The 19,666-nt window shown below is 56.1% G+C and carries 19 protein-coding genes; 9 read left to right on the top strand and 10 right to left on the bottom strand.

Translation table 11 applies throughout. The annotated features are described in order from the left end of the window. The first annotated feature begins 20 nt into the window (after window positions 1-20). The 5 genes from ACIQT8_RS21635 to ACIQT8_RS21615 all read left to right on the top strand — a co-directional run bounded on the left by ACIQT8_RS21635 (window position 21) and on the right by ACIQT8_RS21615 (window position 4,672). Window positions 21-761 (top strand): FadR/GntR family transcriptional regulator, encoded by a 741-nt coding sequence (locus tag ACIQT8_RS21635; RefSeq protein WP_138791733.1) that lies wholly within the window; start codon window positions 21-23, stop codon window positions 759-761. A 399-nt stretch (window positions 762-1,160) separates the two neighbouring features. Further along, window positions 1,161-2,183, top strand: a complete 1,023-nt coding sequence (locus ACIQT8_RS21630; RefSeq protein WP_262526878.1) for an ABC transporter permease — start codon at window positions 1,161-1,163, stop codon at window positions 2,181-2,183. Beyond that, window positions 2,183-3,070 (top strand): ABC transporter permease, encoded by an 888-nt coding sequence (locus tag ACIQT8_RS21625; RefSeq protein WP_400969545.1) that lies wholly within the window; start codon window positions 2,183-2,185, stop codon window positions 3,068-3,070. Before ACIQT8_RS21630 ends, ACIQT8_RS21625 begins: the two co-directional genes overlap by 1 nt. Before the next feature lie 4 nt (window positions 3,071-3,074). Then, window positions 3,075-3,911 (top strand): ABC transporter ATP-binding protein, encoded by an 837-nt coding sequence (locus tag ACIQT8_RS21620; RefSeq protein ID WP_400969543.1) that lies wholly within the window; start codon window positions 3,075-3,077, stop codon window positions 3,909-3,911. Next, window positions 3,911-4,672, top strand: a complete 762-nt coding sequence (locus tag ACIQT8_RS21615) for an ABC transporter ATP-binding protein (protein WP_400969540.1) — start codon at window positions 3,911-3,913, stop codon at window positions 4,670-4,672. The genes ACIQT8_RS21620 and ACIQT8_RS21615 overlap by 1 nt, the downstream gene beginning before the upstream one ends. 331 nt (window positions 4,673-5,003) lie before the next feature. Here ACIQT8_RS21615 and ACIQT8_RS21610 read toward each other — a convergent pair whose 3' ends face one another. The 8 genes from ACIQT8_RS21610 to ACIQT8_RS21575 form a co-directional block, all read right to left on the bottom strand. After that, a complete protein-coding gene (locus tag ACIQT8_RS21610) occupies window positions 5,004-6,602 on the bottom strand; it encodes an ABC transporter substrate-binding protein (RefSeq protein WP_138791738.1) in 1,599 nt (532 codons plus the stop codon). A gap of 86 nt (window positions 6,603-6,688) precedes the next feature. Next, complete coding sequence (locus tag ACIQT8_RS21605; RefSeq protein ID WP_262526885.1) at window positions 6,689-7,318, bottom strand: SGNH/GDSL hydrolase family protein; 630 nt, start codon at window positions 7,316-7,318, stop codon at window positions 6,689-6,691. 11 nt (window positions 7,319-7,329) lie between these two features. After that, a complete protein-coding gene (locus ACIQT8_RS21600; protein ID WP_262526887.1) occupies window positions 7,330-8,478 on the bottom strand; it encodes a mandelate racemase family protein in 1,149 nt (382 codons plus the stop codon). A 480-nt stretch (window positions 8,479-8,958) separates the two neighbouring features. Beyond that, on the bottom strand, window positions 8,959-9,879 hold the full coding sequence (locus ACIQT8_RS21595) for an SMP-30/gluconolactonase/LRE family protein (protein ID WP_400969535.1): 921 nt from the start codon (window positions 9,877-9,879) through the stop codon (window positions 8,959-8,961). 34 nt (window positions 9,880-9,913) lie between these two features. Beyond that, on the bottom strand, window positions 9,914-10,861 hold the full coding sequence (locus ACIQT8_RS21590; RefSeq protein WP_400969532.1) for an ABC transporter permease: 948 nt from the start codon (window positions 10,859-10,861) through the stop codon (window positions 9,914-9,916). After that, window positions 10,858-11,799 carry an ABC transporter permease gene (locus ACIQT8_RS21585; RefSeq protein WP_400969530.1) on the bottom strand — a complete coding sequence of 314 codons (942 nt, stop codon included), beginning with the start codon at window positions 11,797-11,799 and terminating at the stop codon, window positions 10,858-10,860. Before ACIQT8_RS21585 ends, ACIQT8_RS21590 begins: the two co-directional genes overlap by 4 nt. Further along, the gene (locus tag ACIQT8_RS21580) at window positions 11,796-13,259 is read right to left on the bottom strand and encodes an ATP-binding cassette domain-containing protein (RefSeq protein WP_400969528.1); all 1,464 of its coding nucleotides are present in this window, start codon (window positions 13,257-13,259) and stop codon (window positions 11,796-11,798) included. The genes ACIQT8_RS21585 and ACIQT8_RS21580 overlap by 4 nt, the downstream gene beginning before the upstream one ends. Window positions 13,260-13,354: 95 nt before the next feature. Continuing rightward, window positions 13,355-14,371, bottom strand: coding sequence for an ABC transporter substrate-binding protein (locus ACIQT8_RS21575; protein ID WP_400969525.1), 1,017 nt, complete (start codon window positions 14,369-14,371; stop codon window positions 13,355-13,357). Window positions 14,372-14,662: 291 nt separating this feature from the next. Here ACIQT8_RS21575 and ACIQT8_RS21570 point away from each other — a divergent pair, with 291 nt between their 5' ends. After that, entirely contained in the window at window positions 14,663-15,898 is a 1,236-nt protein-coding gene (locus ACIQT8_RS21570; RefSeq protein ID WP_400969523.1) for an ATP-binding protein, read from the top strand. A 1-nt stretch (window position 15,899) separates the two neighbouring features. Then, complete coding sequence (locus ACIQT8_RS21565) at window positions 15,900-16,622, top strand: response regulator (protein WP_400969520.1); 723 nt, start codon at window positions 15,900-15,902, stop codon at window positions 16,620-16,622. A gap of 15 nt (window positions 16,623-16,637) precedes the next feature. On the opposite strand, the gene ACIQT8_RS21560 is transcribed toward ACIQT8_RS21565, so the two are convergent. Further along, entirely contained in the window at window positions 16,638-17,525 is an 888-nt protein-coding gene (locus ACIQT8_RS21560; protein ID WP_400969517.1) for a LysR family transcriptional regulator, read from the bottom strand. Between the two features lie 113 nt (window positions 17,526-17,638). Here ACIQT8_RS21560 and ACIQT8_RS21555 point away from each other — a divergent pair, with 113 nt between their 5' ends. After that, window positions 17,639-18,100 (top strand): VOC family protein, encoded by a 462-nt coding sequence (locus tag ACIQT8_RS21555; protein WP_400969514.1) that lies wholly within the window; start codon window positions 17,639-17,641, stop codon window positions 18,098-18,100. A gap of 73 nt (window positions 18,101-18,173) precedes the next feature. Continuing rightward, window positions 18,174-19,007: an oxidoreductase gene (locus ACIQT8_RS21550; RefSeq protein ID WP_400969511.1), complete on the top strand. Its 834-nt coding sequence runs from the start codon at window positions 18,174-18,176 to the stop codon at window positions 19,005-19,007. Between the two features lie 125 nt (window positions 19,008-19,132). Here the strand turns inward: ACIQT8_RS21550 and ACIQT8_RS21545 are convergent, their stop codons facing one another. Continuing rightward, the gene (locus tag ACIQT8_RS21545; protein ID WP_400969508.1) at window positions 19,133-19,519 is read right to left on the bottom strand and encodes a MarR family winged helix-turn-helix transcriptional regulator; all 387 of its coding nucleotides are present in this window, start codon (window positions 19,517-19,519) and stop codon (window positions 19,133-19,135) included. Window positions 19,520-19,666: the final 147 nt, after the last annotated feature.

Here is a 19,666-nt window from a genome sequence, read left to right as displayed (position 1 = left end):
TCTAACAAGTGAGGGCGGACATGGACGCTGCAAACACGACCGTACGTGGTGCATCGCTCGCGGCAACCATCAGCGCCGCGCTGCGAAAAGATTTGACAGAAGGCGTGTTTCGGCCCGGCGACAGACTGCCGAGCGAAAATGCCCTGACCCGTGAATATTCCGTCAGCCGGACCGTTGTGCGGGAAGCTATCGCCATTTTACGCGCCGATGGATTGGTGGAAGCAAGAAAAGGCGCCGGTATTTTTGCGCTTGAAACGAAGCCGAAACCCGATCAGCCGTTCAAGGATCTGACGACACAGCGCATCTCATCCGTAATCGAGCTTCTCGAACTGAGAACGGTGTTCGAGGTGGAATCAGCGGGGCTCGCGGCATCGCGTCGGTCAGCGGCTCAGATCGAAGCGATCATTGATGCGCATCAACGTGTCGGAGACTGTCTGGCAACTGGAAGCCCAACCCGCGACGCGGATTTCGAACTTCACCTTGCCATTGCCGAGGCGACGCAAAACCGCCGTTTCCCGGAATTTTTGCAACTGATACGGTCGGGTATCATACCGCGTGGCGAGCTTCAGGGCTCCGCACCTGGATCACGACCCAAGGACTACAATCTTCATCTGCAGGAAGAACATGGGCTTATCGTCGAGGCGATCATTGAAGGCAATGCGACTGCAGCACGCGAGCGGATGCGCGCGCATCTTCGCGGCAGCCTTGAGCGATATAATGTGCTTCTTCGTTCCCGGACGACAACACCCGAATCGTCCTGATTGTTTCCAGAAACTTCTGGTAAGATAGGTCTATCTCGCCGGCAGAGCGGCACGACCCGGAAACATCGCTATCAAGTGATCATACAAGTTGGAATCCTCGCTAGCGCCTCCTGGCGTTCCATCTAAAGGCGCGGCGAGATGATCTCGTGATTCCCAACCATCTTCGTGCAGTCACACCTGTTTTTCCGACGAAATTCCCAGGCCTTCGCGCTCAATGCGAGCACCTTGCAAGTCATAGTTCTCAGCTAATTTTTGCTCTACTGCGCGGCACCGCTCCGTTTCCTGGCGACGGCGCGGCTTGACAGCCCTGATAACCTGTGACAGGTTTGCCATAATTGTCATACAGGATGGGAGCCTGTATCGCCCGCTTCTTAGGAGGTGAGGCCGCAGGGAGGAACCATGTCAAAACGCCCCTTACGATTCTACGGTGCAGCCGGTCAGATTGGCACGATAGCTATAACGCTGCTCGGGCTACTGCTTCTGACCTTCTTCATCGGTCGGCTTATGCCGGCCGACCCGGTCCGCGCCATGATTGGAGAAGACGCCACCCGCGAAACCTATGAGCAGGTCTTCCGCTCGCTTGGCCTCGACCGTCCACTATGGGAACAGTTCATCTACTATCTGGGCGATGTCTTTACCGGCAACTTCGGCACGTCGATCCGTACCGGCCAGCCGGTCATTCAGGACATTCTGCATGTCATGCCAGCGACCATCGAACTGGCTACATTTGCGATCCTGATCGGTGCAGGACTTGGAATTCCGCTTGGCGTGATTGCAGCCGTCAACAAGGATCGCTGGCCGGATCACGTCGTGCGCGTCTTCAGCCTTTTCGGTCACTCGATGCCGATTTTCTGGACCGGGATGATTGCTTTGATCGTCTTTTACGCCCATCTCGGCATCGTCGGCGGAAGTGGACGAATGGATCAGTTCTACATCGGACTTGTGGACGAACGGACAGGGTTTCTGTTGATCGACAGCCTGCTCGCCGGAGAGATGGATGTGTTCTGGTCTGCGGTTAACCACATCATCCTCCCTGCCGCCCTGCTCGGTTATTCTTCCTCGGCCTACATCACCCGCATGACACGCAGCTTCATGCTCGATCAGCTCGGCCAGGAATATGTTACGACGGCCCGCGTGAAGGGGCTGTCTCAGAACCAGACCATCTGGCAACACGCCTTCATCAATATCCGCGTCCAGCTCGTCACGATTATTGCGCTGGCCTACGGTTCGCTGCTCGAAGGCGCCGTTCTGATCGAAACCGTTTTCGCATGGCCGGGGTTTGGCCAGTATCTTACCAGCAACCTCATTACCGGCGACATGAATGCCGTGATGACCTGTGTGCTGATCGTCGGCGTCATCTTTATCGGATTGAACCTTCTGTCTGACGCCCTTTACCGCATCTTCGACCCGAGGACCCGCTAATGACCACCCGTGCTGAAGCCACCGTGCGTCTGCCAGCCTCGCTGATCGCACTTAAAAACATCGTTCGTTTCCTGCTGAAAAGCCCGACCTCGGCATTCGGCCTCGCTGTCCTGTCGCTTCTGATCCTGACAGCGATTTTCGCACCGTTGATTGCGACGCATGATCCTTACGCCCAGAACCTCGTCAACACGCTGCAGGCGCCCGGCAACGGCCATCTTTTCGGCACGGACGAACTGGGCCGCGACATCTTCAGCCGATTGGTCTGGGGTGCCCGGATCACGTTGACGATCATCTTCCTCGTCTCGATCGTTGTTGGGCCTATCGGTTTGATCGTCGGCGCCACGTCCGGTTACCTTGGCGGCAAGGTCGACACCGTGATGATGCGTGTGACAGATATTTTCCTGTCGTTTCCAAGCCTCATCCTTTCGCTCGCCTTTGTCGCTGCACTTGGACCAAGCCTGAACAATGCGATCATAGCCATCGCACTAACGTCATGGCCGCCGATCGCACGTCTTGCGCGCGCCGAGGCAATGACATTCCGCAACGCCGACTACATTTCTGCAGCGCGCCTGCAGGGTGCATCGTCGACACGCATCATCGTCAAGTCGATCATGCCCATGTGCCTGCCGTCGGTCCTCATCCGGCTGACACTGAACATGGCAACCGTAATTCTGACGGCAGCGGGCCTCGGCTTTCTCGGCCTCGGCGCTCAGCCACCGTTGCCGGAATGGGGTGCGATGATCGCAACCGGTCGCCGTTACATGCTCGATAGCTGGTGGCTGGTAACTTTCCCCGGCGTCGCGATCCTGTCGGTGAGCCTTGCTTTCAACCTTCTTGGCGACGGACTGCGCGACGCGCTTGATCCCAAGCAAATGAACCGGAGATAAGGCGATGGACAAGACAATTCTCGACGTCGAAAACCTTCGTATCCGCTATGGCGGATCACCCGCCGATGCCGTCCGTGGCGTTTCCTTCACCCTTGGCCGTGAACGCCTCGGTATTGTCGGTGAGTCTGGCTCGGGCAAATCCACCGTCGGCCGTGCGCTTTTGCGACTTCTCCCCGGTGCGACGATTACCGCAGATACCCTGCGTTTCGATGGTCTGGATCTCACTTCGCTCAGCGAAAAGGAGATGCTCAAGATCCGTGGCCGACGCATGTCGATGATCCTGCAGGACCCCAAATTCTCGCTGAACCCCATTGTTCGCGTTGGCGAGCAGGTTGCGGAAACCTACCTGCGACACTTCAAATGCTCGAAAGCGGAGGCGCGAGAAAAAGCGCTCTCCATGCTCGACGCCGTCAAAATCCGCGATCCCAAACGGGTCTATGACCAATATCCGCACGAAATATCCGGCGGCATGGGTCAGCGTGTCATGATCGCCATGATGTTGCTGGCAGATCCTGACCTCGTCATTGCCGATGAGCCGACGTCCGCGCTTGACGTGACGGTACGTCTCCAGGTGCTGAATATCCTCGACGGACTGGTACGCGATCGCGGCATTGGCCTTATCATGATCAGCCACGACCTCAATCTCGTTCGTAATTTCTGCGACCGCGTGTTGATCATGTATGCGGGACGTATCGTCGAAACGATAGCCGCGAAAGATCTTGAAAAGGCCACCCATCCCTATACCCGCGGCCTGCTGGCGGCCCAACCGAGGATTGGCGGCGCACGCGCGCCTCTTGCAATGCTCGATCGCCGTCCGGAATGGCTGGAGGAGAATGCCTGATGTCCGTTTCCGTCGAAACTCGTAATCTTTCCATCACCTTCGGCTTCGGTCCAACTGCAACCAAAGTCCTGCCCGACGTCACCTTCAACGTAGCACCTGGCGAATGCTTTGGCCTCGTCGGAGAAAGCGGCTCCGGCAAATCGACGGTGCTACGCTGCATCTCGATGCTCAACGACATATGGACTGGCGATATTCTGATCAATGGACAATCGGTCAGAGATATGCCGCTGATCGAGCGCTGCAGGACGCTGCAAATGGTGTTTCAGGACCCCTATGGCTCCCTTCATCCGCGCCAGTCCGTTCGTACCGTTCTGAACGAACCGCTTGCCATCCACAAACTTGACGACCGCGAAGCCCGCATGCGCAAGGCCATCACTGACGTTGGCCTTCCCGTCTCGTTTCTTGACAGGTTCCCCCATCAGCTTTCTGGCGGGCAGCGCCAACGTGTGGCGATTGCCCGCGCTCTTATTCTCGAGCCGTCACTGTTGCTGCTTGATGAACCGACATCGGCACTCGACGTCTCCGTCCAGGCTGAAATCCTAAACTTGTTGCAGCGCCTGCGGGAGGAACGAGGTTTCACCTACATTATGGTCACGCATGATCTGGCCGTCGTCGATCACATGTGTGACCGTTTCGCCGTCATGCTGCATGGTGAGATCACCGAGGTTCTCCCGCGTGAAGCAATCGCTGGCAACCAGGCCACCCACCCCTACGCACGGGAACTGATCGGCGCATCGCTGGAATATGAAGGCGTGCACTGACCAACGGGTCGAAACCACTCCCCTCGACGACTAACGAACAGTCTTCCTCCCCGATTTACCCGGCCTCTGTGCCGGGTATTTTTTTGGCCATCGTTTGAAGCCCAGCGTTTGAAGATGTCTGCTCTCTAGTGGAGGTCAGTCGTATCAGGCTCTGGGTTAAGCAGCGGAAGGCGGGAACCAGTGAATGGATCATGACAAACTGCGCCGGGCCGAAGCCACGTGTATCCTGTCGTTCTCTCTATGCGACAGAAATCCTGTTGAGTGCGGAAATGACAAAAGAAAAAGGCGTGTCCTGAGACACGCCTTTCCATAACATTGATGACGTCAGTGATTAACGGGCTTTCGACACTTCTTCGAAACGAGAGAGCCACGGGCTGACGATCATTCCCTTGACGTCGCTGCGGAACGCGGCGGTATCGATGACTTCCGAGAACGGCTGGATCGACATGACGATCTCGTCCATATATTGCTGCACACCCTCGTAGAGCTTGGCCTGTTTGGCCGGATCCTGCTCGACCAACGCTTCTTCGATCAGCTTGTTCAGCTTCTCGTCGAAGAAACTCGTCCGCCAGCTCTGATAGTTAGTCAGCTTTGCATCGTCAGAATTATTGGGGTTATAGGCAATCGAGCGCAGGTTGTTGTCCGGATGCGGCTGCTGACCGCCACCGCCGCGACCGAGCAGCATCTCGAATTTACGCTCACGCATCGCGCCGTAAATCTGGTCGCCCGAACCGCTGATCAGTTCGGCCTGAATGCCGGCCTGTGCCAGCGTATTCTGGATCGCTGTCGCCGCTTTCATGAACGGATCTTCGGAGAGCACGCGAAGCGTTGTCTTAAAGCCGTTCGGATAACCCGCCTCAGCCAGAAGCGCCTTGGCCTTCTCGACATCCAGCTTGTAGCCTTCATCTGGCAGGGCGCCCATGACGCCGGTGGAAAGCGGACGCTGATGAAGCTTACCGTAATAAGGCATAACCGCCTTATCGAGACCGTCATAGTCGATCAGGTAACGAAGCGCCTCACGCACTTTCTTGTTTGCGAAGTGATCGTCCTTCATCGAGACGCTGAGATAATAGAAGCCCGAACCGGGCGTGGATTCGATTGCAACCTCTTTGTCAGCCTCAAGCGACTTGAGGTCCGGAGCCTGCAGCGAATAGGCAACGTCGATGTCGCCCTTCTCGAGCAGGAGGCGCTGGGACTGCGATTCCGGCAGGTGGCGCAACAACACGCGCTTCATGGCCGGAGCCTTGCCCCAGTAATCGCTGCTGCGGGTCAGAATGATGAACTCGTTCGACTTCCACTGCGTCAATTTGAATGGGCCGGAACCTGCGGAATTCAGTGTCAGCCATGCGCCACCGAGATCGCCATCCTTCTCATTGGCTAAGACCGTCTTGCTATCCAGGATGGAACCAGGGCCATTTTGCGCCAGGATCATCAGCAGCAGGTTGGGGTCATCAGCCTTTGGCAGATTTAGCACAAAAGTGTGGTCATCTTCGGCAACGAACAGCTTGTCGGCAGCGTCAAGCGTGAAACCGCGCGTTTTCAAGAATGAGGACTGCGCCAGATTGCGCGCGAGAAGGCGCTTCAGGCTCCATGCAACGTCCCCGGCAGTGACAGGATTTCCGGAGGCGAATTTAGCGTCGCTGCGCAGATGGAAGCGGATCGATTTGCGATCTTCGGAAATCTCCCATTTCTCAGCAATTCGCGGCTGAACGCTGCGATCTGAAGGCGAGAGCACCACGAGCGTGTCGTAGATGTTGTTGAGCACCTGAACGGTTTCACGACCCGTGATCGCAGCCGGATCAAGTGTCAGGATGTTGTTCATGGTCGTTGCGACGACGAGCTGATCTTCCGGGGTCTCAGCCAAGGCGCCGTAGGGCATGGCTGAAACCAGAAGCGCACCGAACGCGACCGTTGCTAGAAAATGTTTCATGCTTCCTCCTTTTGAGGCCGATCACACGGAATACGGCCTACGGTTACAAGACCCGCCAGCCTGTTCCTCCACAGGAACTGGACAGTTCAACCAAGTAATTCGAGGACGGGCGCAACGAGCGCCCGGCCGATCGCCGCCGTTTCCACGGCTTCGAGATGTACGCCATCGACGGTAGACGCCGAGGCAACGGAACCAGCATCGAAGAAACCGTGACCAAGTTCGTCGGCGAGTTTGCGGTAGAGAGGGGCAAGTCGTTCGGACTCGGCAACGCTACGTCCCGCCGCCGGCTGCCCATTCGCGCTTTCGCCACAGGCCGGTGGCGCCACGATCAGAAGTTTCGGTTTTGCACCGCTTGGCTTATAGGGAAAGGTATCGACGATCTGCGCAAGACGGCGCATGCCGGAAAATGCCCCATCAGCGCGTCCTCCGTGAACAGGCTTGATGTCGTTCGTGCCGAGCATGACAATCACGAGATCAAGCGGCATATGACTGGCAAGCGCAACCTGCAGTGCTTTCGCACCGTTGCGGCAGGCCGGCCCGGCATGGTCGTCATAGCAGGTGGTGCGACCACCTAATCCTTCTGAAACGACGGCTACCGCACTGCCGAGTTCCGCGGCCAGCACCTCGGGCCAGCGGCCTTCAGGCGGGTGCCGCAAGCCCGTCGTGGGATCAGCACCCCACGTCAGACTGTCACCAAAAGCCAAAACATTCTTCATCGTCGCCGCCTTCACCGAACGCGATTGTTTTCGATAAATTCGAAATTGATGTCTTCGCCGAGGCCTGGGCGATCCGGCACGTGGACAAAACCGTCCCGATCCATCGGGTCAGACAGCGATTTCAGATAATCGTGCCCGTCGTCATATTCGAGGAACGGGTGAAGAAGGCCCCGCTCATACCAGCGGCAATTTTTTGTTGCTGCCACAACGTGCAGGTTCATCGCCGTGTTGCCGTGCACTTCACACTCCATGCCAAAGGCCTCGGCCAGATGCATGGTCTTCAGGGCAGGCGTGATACCACCGACATCGTTGACGCCGGTACGCAGAATGTCGCAAGCGCCTGACTTGATCCACTCGGCACGATGCCAGTGCTTGCCAGCCGCGCTTTCGGGACCGACGACCGGAATATCGAGATTATCAGCAAGCCACTTGTAGGAAGACAGCGACTGCTCATCCATTGGCTCCTCGATCCAGTCGAAGCCAAGTTTTTCAAGGCCGCGACCGAGTTCCAACGCATCGGTACGCGAATACCAGTGAAACGCATCGATCATCAGGCGAATATCGGGGCCCACAGCCTCACGCACAGCAGCACAGGCTTTCAGGTCCATCTTCACATCAGGCGCCCAACTTACCGGCGGCATCCAGGTGTGTAGCTTGATCCCTTTGTAGCCACGCTTAACAAGCGTTTCACCGAAACGGCCATAGTCGTCCGGCGTGGCAAGACCGCCTTCGATTTCGTCGCCGCACATGATTGAACCATAGGCCAGAACCTTGTCGCGATAACCACCGATCAACTTGTATACAGGCTGGTTCAATGTGCGACCGGCCAGATCCCACAGCGCACAATCAACAACCGCCAGTGTGCGATCGGTAAGCTGTGCTGCGGAGCCACGCTGCCAATGGGCAAGATCCTGCCACAGACGTTCGCGATCGCGATAATCCTGTCCAATGAGCACCTTTTTCACGAACTTCTCGATGACGTGCGGACGCACAATCTCCGGAGCTGTAAACGAATGCCCTTCATGACCGTCTTCAGTGCGAATGGTGAGCATGGCCTGCTCGACCTGATGCGCGGGACCCGGATGTGCATGGCCAGCACTGTCCGAATGGCGGCGCGTGGTCGTGCGGAAAACCCGCACTTCGACGTCGGTGATAATCATTGTTCCTCCAGTATGCAAACAGGCGCAGTTTCAAACGCCGTCTTGTCTAACACGATATTAGACAGACAGCAGACAACTTGTCAAACTTGCATGACAAATAATCACCTTTGTTTCGCGAGGCCTGAGATCGGCCAGACAAGACGCTGATTTATCTAAATAATCACGAAAAAGTGCATCCTAGCGCCAACGTCAAGCGGCCATCGAGACGATGGGATGTGTCGTGCAATACAGCTCCTGGCCTAGAGAAATCACTCGGTTTTTGCCATTCCAGCCTTAAGAGGAGCAACTTGTGGACAGATTAAGAAACAACTCCATTGGCCTATGTAGCGTTCGATGCGCTGGAGTAGCGGCAAATGGAAAGCGCAATGTTGGGGGCGACGAGTAGCGCCGTCGTAACCGATGGCCCGCGACGAGAAAAGCGTGCCGCAAGGGGTTTGCAGCACGCCGGTTGGTCCAAATTCGCGTCAGCGTCTCTTGGGTCTAGGGTACCTGGGCGCCGGTCGCCGCGACATAGACCGAGTAAAGCGACTTTGTTGCTGTGATGAACAGGCGGTTCCTCTTTGGGCCGCCGAATGTGAGGTTTGCCACCGTCTGCGGCACCTTGATCTTGCCGAGCAACGTCCCCTCCGGAGAAAAGCAGTGGACCCCGTCCCCTGCACTGGTCCAAAGATTACCCGCCGTATCCAGCCTGAAACCATCGGGCAGGCCTTTGTCGATGTTGCAAAACTCTCGCCCATTAGCGAGCTTCACGCCATCAACCACGTCGAAGACGCGGATGTGGCGCGGGCGGGAAACGTCGTGACTGAAAGAGCTATCTGCAACATAGATCCTGGTTTCGTCAGGTGAGAAAGCAAGGCCATTTGGCTGAACGAAATCGTCGATAACGATCAAGATCTCGCCTGTTGCGGGGTCCAGCCGATAAACGTTGCGCGTTCTCTGTTCAGGTTCGGCCTTGTAACCTTCATAGTCTGAGAGGATGCCGTAGGTCGGATCAGTAAACCAGACACTGCCATCAGACTTTACCACCACATCATTGGGAGAGTTCAAACGCTTTCCGTCGAAACTGTCAGCGAGCACAGTGATGGAGCCATCCACCTCGGTCCGCGTGACACGTCGCCCGCCATGCTCACACGATACCAGCCTCCCCTGCCGATCGCGGGTGTTTCCGTTTGTGAAGTTTGAGGGCTGGCGGAAGACGGAAATCCCGCCATCCGGTACCCACCGTAGCATACGCTCATTGGGAATATCACTGAATAGGAGGCAATTCAGGTCCGAGAACCAGACTGGCCCCTCCGCCCAACGGCAGCCGGAGTAAAGCTCTTCCAGTTCGGCATTGCCGACAATCAGGAGACGAAAGCGCTCATCATGGATTTCGTATGGAGAGGTGAGGTCTGTTGTCATGTGCGTTGTCCGCTTGCAGCTTCTTGTTCAGGGTTCAGCGCGTTGCCTTGGGGCCACTCGCCAATAGAATGACGGAAATGATGATGAGCCCGGTGAGAATGAGGCGAATTCCCGCGCCGAAGCCGTAGGTATTCAACATAGAAACCACCAGAAACATGAAGAGCGAGGCGCCCCAGATGCCCGGCACGTTGGAATCTCCACCCGCGACGGCTGTCCCGCCGATCACCACAACGGCGATAGACATCAGGAGATACTCCGAGCCCATGTTAAGTGCTGCACCGCCGGAAAAACTGGCGAGAAGGTAACCGGCGATAGCCGCCAGCACGGCACAGAGCACATAGGTGATAAAGCGCGCGCCATCGACGGGAATGCCAGTCATTCGGGCAGCGAAGGTGCTTTGCCCGATCGCCGAAATCCAGCGGCCGTAAAACGTGCGATCGAGCAACAGCCACGCTATGACAGAAAGCAGCAATGCCACAAGTGCCACGTTTGGAATGCCGAACAGGCTCGAGGTGGCAAATGTCGCCAGGGTTTCCGGAGGTTTGATACGCAGGCCACGGTTTGACCAGATCGCAATGGATTGCACGATAAAACTCATGGAAAGCGTCGCGATGATCGGCGGAATGCGCAGAAGCTTTATGAGCGCGTAGTTTCCAATCCCAATGCCGATACCGATCAGTATGGCCACCAGCAAACCTGGCAGGATCAGTCCGTCTGACACATCCATGAATTTGAGCGCTAGCGTGCCGGACAGCGTCATCGTCGCAGGGACGCAGAGATCAATATTTCCCGGCCCAAGCGTGATAACGAACATCTGGCCAATTCCGACAATGACCGAAAAGGCCGCGAATGTCAGTGCCGCGTGCGAGAGACCAAAGGAGCTCGCGCCACCGGTGAACAGAACGGTGATGGTCCAGACCGCTGCCGCAGCAGCAAAAGACCAGATCCAAGGTTTCTTGGAGAGAGTAGCAAAACCGTTCATTGATTTTTCTCCCGCTTTTCAAGACGGTTGAGCAGGATGCGCAAGGCAAGCACGATGATAAGGATCGCTCCCTGGGCACCAATTTGCCAGTCAGGTGAAATTCGCATGAAAGACAGAAACGAGCCCGCGAGCGTCAGCGTCAGTGCACCGATCACCGCGCCGATGGGCGAAACACGGCCACCGACAAATTCCCCACCGCCCAGAATGACACCAGCAATCGACAGGAGCGTGTAGCGCAATGCGATGTTGGCATCAGCAGACGTCGTCAATCCGACCAGTGCAATGCCTGAGAGCACCGCGAAGAAGCCGGCAAGTGCAAAGGTACCAGCACGAATGCCGACGACAGACCAGCCGGACCGCTCGACAGAGCGGAAATTTCCGCCGACGCCGCGCATCAACACACCAAAGGAAGAGCGCATGACGATGTAGTGAGCTATGGCAGCGATGAGGATACTGGCAACGATGGCAATCGGTACAAATGGCGGTTTTGCCGTCATGATGGAGCGGATGAACGCAGGAGCCTGTCCTCCCGGCGATGGCAGTATCAGGACTGCAAGACCGCCCCAGACGAAACTCATGCCGAGTGTCACAACGATGGACGGCAAGGAACGAATATGGATGACGGCGCCAAGCAGCGCATAGACGGCGATCGCTCCGGCGAAGATCAAAATCCCGACAAGTGGCGCATCTTGCAGAAACGTCGCAGTCACGCAGGCACAGAAACTGACGAATGTACCCATCGACAAATCGAGATCGTTGACGGACATGATCAGCATCTGCGCAATCGTGGCAAGTGCGATTGGCACCGCGAGATTGAAGAGCAGATTGAGGCCCGTGTAACTCATGGCGCGCGGCTGCATATAAAAGACCGCGATGAGAAGAAAGCTAAGGGAGGCGGCAGGAATGATAAGGCGTAGAGCGCTCGCAGAGACCTTCATGCGTGATCGCCTCCGGAAAACGATGCAGCCAGAACATTCTGTTCGGTTATATCCTCGCCGATCAATTCCGCCTGGATGGCACCATCACGAAACACATAAACTCTGTCGCAAAGACGAATCTCATCCATTTCCGTAGAATACCAGATGAACGTGCGGCCATGAGATGCTTCGGTTCTCAAGATATCGTAGACCTCCTGTTTGGTACCGATATCGACGCCACGCATCGGGTCGTCCATCAGCACAGTGCCGGCCGTAGTTGCGAGAGCGCGCGCAAAAAGCACCTTCTGCTGATTGCCGCCGGAGAGAGAAAGAATTTTGTTGCCCATATCAGGCGTGCGGATCTCGATACGTTTTTTCCATTGAGCGCCGAGTTCACCTTCTTTTTGCCGGTCGACGAGACCCAAGGAGGAGATATCGCGTAGTGAAGCGATGGAGAGGTTTTTTAGAATGCTCCACAAGGGAAACGTGCCGTTCAGGCTGCGGTCGCCAGCAACAAAGGCGATGTCAGTCTTGCGAGATGGCAGCCAATTGCTGTTTTGCGTGAGATATAGATCAAGTAGCGCTTCCGTCTGGCCGTGACCGCCTAGACCTGCCAACCCAATGATTTCACCACGATAGGCTTTAAAGGCGAGACCTTCTCCCTTACGAGCAGGCATGGACAAAAGCAGGTCACCCGCCCCTTGATCGTCACGTTTGCGTCTGTCCTGCTCCTTGACGACACTACCCATGGTTTCTACCAGCGTGCGGGTGGTAAACTCGCCAACAGGCCGGTTGGCGACGGCCCGACCATCTTTCATCACCACGATACGGGTCGCCGTCGAAAGAATTTCGCCAAGAATGTGCGAGATCAACAAAACGGAGCCGCCGCCGCGAACGAAATGACGAACATAGTCCATCAATTGCTCAGCCAGCCCCGCATCGAGCGAGGATGTCGGTTCGTCAAGGATCACCAGCCTCGGCGCCTCCGGGCTCCGACAAAAATTGATGGCAATCTCGACCATTTGCCGTTCAGCGATCGAAAGTTCATCAACGGTCAGTTCGCAGTCGATACCGTGGCCAGGGAAAATGTCATCCAGTGTCTGCCGGATCATCGTAAGCGCACGGCCGCGCCAGTTTCGTCCGCTCATCGCCGCATGCATGACCCTGACATTTTCGCTGATCGTCAGGTTCGGGCAGAGAGAAAGCTCCTGGAAGACACAACGCACACCGTTTGCACGTGCTACAGCAATGCCGTGATGGTGCTGGTGACCGCGGTACGAGACGACCCCCTCATGAGGGGTCAATCCGCCATTGATAACGTTGACGATCGTAGATTTTCCCGCACCGTTGTGGCCAACGAGCCCGACGCATTCGCCTGAGCGGATAACCAGATCTGCACCATCAAGCGCCTTTACCGCGCCGAATACGACTTTCACACCGCGCGCGGCGACGACCTCTTCGGTCTCGATGATGTCATTCATGAGCAAATACGCCAGTAATCTGCGACGAGGAATAGAGCGAGGTCGCGGCGCCCTTCAAAGAACGCCGCAATCTCTTGTGATCAGGAAGCACGAGCCTATTTGGCCGAGGAGATAACCTTCTGGGCATCTTCCAGCGAATATTCGACATTCGCCACCCCACCCTTCTGGGTGTTCTTGAGATTGTCCTCGAGATTACCCTGATCGATGCGAAGGAAGGGAACGGTCAGATCCTTCTTTACATCCTTGCCGTCAAGGATTTGCTGGGCCACCCAGAAGGCAAGCGTAGAGACGCCGGGAGCAATGGAAACCGACATGGTTTCGTAACCGCTCGCGTCCTTCTGCTGCTTCCACCATTGCAACTCGTCTTCACGGTTGCCCATGACGATGGTCGGTGTCGGGCGCTTTGCAGCAGCAAAGGCCTGCGCCGCACCATAGCCGTCGCCACCCTGCGTCACGACAGCAGCGACCTCAGGAAGGCTCGGCAGGATACCTGCGACAGCCCGCTGTGCGACATCCTGCGCCCAATCGCCATTAACTGAACCGACAATTTTGAATTGCGGGTTCTTGGCAACGCCAGCAGCAATGCCGGCGTGAATCTCGTCATCGACCGAGACACCTGCCAGTCCGCGGATTTCCAGCAGGTTTCCGCCCTTCGGCATTGCTTTCGCAAGATAGTCGACCTGGCTTTCGCCCATGGCCTTGAAGTCCACGGCAATACGCCATGCGCACGGCTCGGTGACGATGCCGTCAAAGGAAACGACAATGATACCCGCGTCACAAGCTTCCTTAACCGCACCGTTCAACGCGGTAGGAGATGCAGCATTGATGACGATCGCATCATAACCTTGAAGAATGAGGTTCTGGATCTGGGCGGCCTGCTCGGTCGCCTGGTTCTCCGCAGTCGTGAACGGGTCGGCCGCAGCGACCTGTTTATCGGCCACCGCCTGTTTGGTGATTTTGTCCCAGCTCGTGAGCATGGCCTGGCGCCATGAGTTCCCAGCATAATTGTTCGATAGCGCGATTTTTTTTGCCGATGTATCGGCGTGAGCGACGATCGGCAAAGCTGCGCACGCGACAGCGACCGATGCCAAAAGCATCTTACTGAAAGCCATTGATTTCCTCCCTGGTGGCTTGCCCTTTGCGGGCCGGAAATCCGATCTTCCGCAAATCTCCTCGGCGGTAGTCGAAATTCCTTTGCACTGGAGCTCCTTTCCCCAGTACAAGCGAGAATGACCAAGAAGGTTGGGCTTGTATAGGCGCATAACGGCAATCTTCCTGCGCGTTTCCGCAGAAAGGATGCGGGAACCCGCAAGACGAACAGCACCGTGAAGCGCACAATAAGTTGCTGGTGCTCGTTTGACACCCAATACCGATACGGCAGGCGCTTGGGAGGGCGTCCGCACATGCTGGACACGCCAAAAAGCGCTCTTTTCCATCACTATATGGGCATTTCGCGTCTGCTTGCCGGGCAGCTCGAGTTCAATGCGATCATTCAGGCAGTGGCGACCGAGGTCACCCATATCATCCCGCATGACCATCTTGATGTCTGCATCAAGCAACTCGACGACAAATATCACATTGCATATGAAAGTGGCCTCGCAAGCGCCTGGAGCAGACAGCCACCGGCACTTTTGACGGGAAGCCCTATCCGCTCGGTGCTGTCAGGCGAGGTCGACTATCTCTTGAGCGGGGATGCCTGCGCGGATCCACGTTTCCATTTCGAAGGCGCCTTTTCCAGCCCGATCATAGAGCTTAATCTGCATAGCCGTCTGCATGTGCCGATGAAGGTGCATGGAGACATTATTGGTGCTTTGAGTTGTTCATCACATCAATCCAATGCCTACTCGATGGAGGATGTCACCAATGCCCGCGCCGTCGCGGATTTGCTGGCCCCCTATTTTTACGCGATCCGCGCCGCGGAGCAGGCAAAGCGTTCCGCGATCGAAGAAGCCCGTGCCAACGCCCGCGAGGAGGGCCTTCGGCTGGGCGCCCTACAATTGACCGAAGCGCTGGAGGCTGAACGACAACGCATAGGCATGGATCTGCACGATCAGACACTGGCGGATTTGACGCGGCTTGCACGACGTATCGAGCGGATGAGTTATACGACAGACCTCTCCGGTGAGATGCTCGAGCCGGTGGTGCGAAGTCTCCAGCATTGCATGCAGGATCTGCGTGAAATCATCGAGGAGGCAAAGCCTTCAATTCTGCAATTGTTTGGTGTCGTGCAGGCAATCGAAACCTATGTGGACCGGTCCGTGCGCGACAGCGGATATATCATCGAATGGTCAGTCGCCGACGATACGGATGGTCTGGTCGAAACGCTCGATAAAACAGTGGCGATTTCGCTCTTCCGTATCGTTCAGGAGGCAATCAACAACGCAATCCGCCATGCCCAACCCGAAACGATTGCGGTGACATTATCGATTGTGAATGGTGGCCTCAGGGTCAAAATCAGCGACGACGGTACGGGCGGTGGCGAAAATGGCAGTGTCGGCGGTCATGGCATCAGCAACATGAAAACAAGGGCGCGGCTGATTTCCGCTCGGTTTGAGATTGGCAGGAACGATCAGGCTAAAGGTACCTGCATCACCGTTTTCTTGCCCAAGGATGTTTTCGACGGGCGCAAGGAGCTTTGACATGGATGTGTTGATTGTTGAGGACGACGCTTTGCACCGCGCCTATCTTAACGAAGCAGTGCGGGCCGCCCTGCCGGAATGCGACACCGTTCTGGAAGCTGCAAACGGCAGGACCGGCGAAAAACTCGCACGCGAAAACCGCGCGGCTCACATCGTCATGGATCTACAGATGAACGAGCGTAATGGCATTGAGGCTGCGCGCACCATCTGGAAGGAAAGACCTGATACTCGCATCCTGTTCTGGTCGAACTACTCCGACGAGGCCTATGTCCGAGGGGTGTCCCGAATTGTTCCGGAAGGCGCAGCCTACGGTTATGTTTTGAAATCGGCATCCGACGACCGCTTGCGGCTGGCATTGCGCAGCATTTTCATCGAGGCACAATGCGTGATCGACAGGGAAGTGCGCGGTCTACAGGAAAAAAGCCTGGGCAAAGCCCACGGCTTTACCGACTCCGAGTATGAAATCCTGGTCGATGTTGCACTCGGTCTGACTGACAAGGCGATTGCCCGTCGGCGCAATCTTTCGCTACGCAGCGTGCAAAATCGCCTACAAAGTCTCTACGAAAAACTGAACGTTCATCAGGCCGCCAGTGACGATGAAGCTGAAGGCCGATATAATCTCAGAACGCGCGCAGTGACCGTCGCCTTCCTGCGCAAGCTGTTAAACTACAGCGCGCTCGAACGGGCAGAACGAGAATTGTCCGAATGGGCGGGAACCCGTTAACCGCCTGATCCTGTCTCACGAGACCCGTAAGGCTTCAATCACGGCACGCAAGCCTGCGGATATATACCTGCGTGTCGGGTAATAGATGTAGAGCCATTCCATCGGAGCGCTCCAGGACGCTAGGCATTCTACCAGCCTGCCATCGGCGATATGGGGGCGTGCCCTCTCCTCCCAGACATAGGCAAGACCGATGCCGGAAAGCGCCGCCTCAACCATCAACTCGTGGTCATCAAGCGAGAGCGGTCCCGACGGTTGAAATTCAATGATTTTTCCAGCTCGACTGAACTCCCAGGGATATGGCGTGCCACTAGGGTAAATGTTGCGCAGACAAACATGAGCCTGCAAATCCTCCGGAGATTTCGGAGCCGGATGCGTGGCGAGATATGCGGGCGAACCAACCACCGCAAACCTGAGACGGGGGTTGATCTTTACCGCCGTCATACCATCCCGAAGGCTTTCTCCGAGCCTTATCCCGGCGTCGAACCCCTCCTCGACGATATCCACCAGTCGATCCGTTGTAACGATCTCAACTTCAAGATTGGGATTGGCCGTTATCAGCGGTGCCATGACCGAGCGGAAAACGAAAGGCGAGACCGAACTCGGCGCATTGATGCGAACTTTTCCAAAAGGTGTATCGCGAAACTGGTTCAACGCATCGAGCGCTGAACCAATGTCTCCGAATGCAGGTGAAAGCTGTGCCAGAAGCATTGCACCGGCGTCTGTCAACGAAACGCTGCGTGTCGTCCGGTTCAACAGGCGTATGCCCACCCGTGCCTCAAGATTGCTGACCGCGTGACTGATTGCGGATGCGGTCACACCTCTCTCCTCCGCCGCCCGACGAAAACTTCGATGACGAGCGACGGCATCGAAAGCTGCAAGTTCAGAAAGATCGGCTGCACGCATTGATGAACTACGCTCATGATTGAAGAGAGAATTACCTCTCTAATAAAAAATCTGAAAAGGGTCCAGATTTCTCCTCGCAAGCCTCTGAACGCCTTACCGACAAGGAGAAACCCATGGCCGACTTTATTGCTCCCCCACAAAACAAAACATCGCCATTTGCCGACATGCACGGCCACCACGTCGCCGTTCGCACACCTGACCTTGAAAGTGCTAAACGCTGGTATGTCGAGAAACTTGATTTCCGGGTGGTCGCGGAATGGAATTACACAGATGAGCAACTCGCTTATCTTGCCCCAGCGACGGACGACAATTTCTACATCGAAATACTGGGGGGCGGCGATCCCTCTCCCATCGAGCTTCGTCCCTACGCAGATCTCGGAGACAGCCTGAAATATGCCGGCTACCACCATTTCTGCCTGAACGTCACCAGCGTCATCGATACGGTCGAGGAGCTGCGAAAACGCGGCGTCACCATCATGACCGAACCCTTTGAACTGCCCGCGATCAGCCGGCGTCTCGCGTTCTTCTGTGATCCCTTCGGCAATCTGATCGAACTTGCTGAAGTGCTTGCCTGATCTTTCCTCATCGTCGCCCGCTCATAATCCGACGACGGCTCATCAACATCTTCATCTTACAAGGAGAATACCCATGAAAACCTGGTTTATCACCGGTGCATCGCGCGGTTTTGGCGCTCTCGTCACGGAATTGGCTCTGTCCAATGGAGATAACGTCGTTGCCACGGCCCGTAACCCGAAGTCGATTACCGATCGTTTCGGAACACATCCCAATCTGATGCCGATCTCGCTTGATGTCACCAACGAACAGCAGGCCGCAACGGCAGCACGTGAAGCAATCGTCCGCTTCGGTCGCATCGATGTCCTTCTGAACAATGCCGGCTTCGGACTGATGGGAGCAGTTGAGGAAGCTTCTGCCGCCGAGGTAGAAGCAGTTTACCGCACCAACGTCTTCGGCCTCCTGAATGTCACCCGCGCAATCCTTCCGCATATGCGGAAAGCGCGTTCGGGTCGCATACTCAATATTTCCTCGATCGGCGGCTATCGCGGTGCTGCGGGATTTGGTGTCTATTCGTCGACCAAATTCGCGGTTGAAGGAATAAGTGAAGCCCTGCACGATGAACTCGCACCGCTTGGTATCCATGTGACAGTGATCGAACCGGGCTATTTCCGCACCGATTTTCTCGACAGCACTTCGCTATCCGTCAGCACAAACATTATCGCCGACTACGCGGCCACCGCCGGGATGGTCCGCACGGTAGCGACTGACCTCAGCCACAACCAGCCCGGTGATCCGAAAAAGCTGGCGGCAGTTCTCCTAGATTTCGCAGATGCCGCCAATCCCCCGCTGAGACTGCCCCTCGGCAGTGACACTGTCGCCGCGATTGAAGACAAACATCGCAAAGATGCGGCAATTCTCTCGGAATGGCGTTCGGTATCGATATCGACCGATTTCATTTCTGAATGACACTCTTCATACACAGAGGCGGAGATAATTCGTCTCTGTGTATTTTTTTCTCTTACAATTGAGAACGCTGGCTCTCTGGGAGCTCTACACGAATTTGCTAGCAGCCATGATACTGCGGCGACAATTCAATCCTGGTCCTGCTTTTCAGATGCAGGCACCGCGATGAAATCATTCATGCTCTTGAGGAACGCCTGGAACTGATCCTTCCCCATGGAGGCTTCAATCCGGGCGCGGGCGCGGGCAGCAGCTTTGGTGAGCTGATCCAGAACTTCGATCCCCGCCGGCGTGATGTGGAGAAGGCGGGCGCGTTTGTCAGAGGGGTCAATCGTTCGTGTGATCAGTTCGCGTGCCTCCAGGATCTCGACACACTTGGTGACCGAAGAGCGATCAAGGGCGATGCGTTCACCAAGCATGTTCTGTTGAATGCCAGGTTCAATCTGCACAAAGGCAAGTGCGCTGAACTGTGTCGGAGAAAAGCCAATGTCCTCCGCTTCCTCGGTAAATATGCCCAAGGCGACCTGCTGGCAACGCCGCAGGAGGATACCGTGGGTGTTAAGCATATGCGCGGCTGTAAGCATTAAGACTGCGAGTGCCTCTTCCCAGAATTGACAATATGAAATTAGTGGCGTAGCTGATTATCGGCAATCCAACTAATTTAT

The sequence above is a fragment of the Agrobacterium sp. NPDC090273 genome (genome assembly GCF_044772305.1).
Classification (GTDB): domain Bacteria; phylum Pseudomonadota; class Alphaproteobacteria; order Rhizobiales; family Rhizobiaceae; genus Agrobacterium.
Note: the sequence above shows the minus strand (reverse complement) of the source record. Positions and strands in the feature narration are given on the sequence as shown.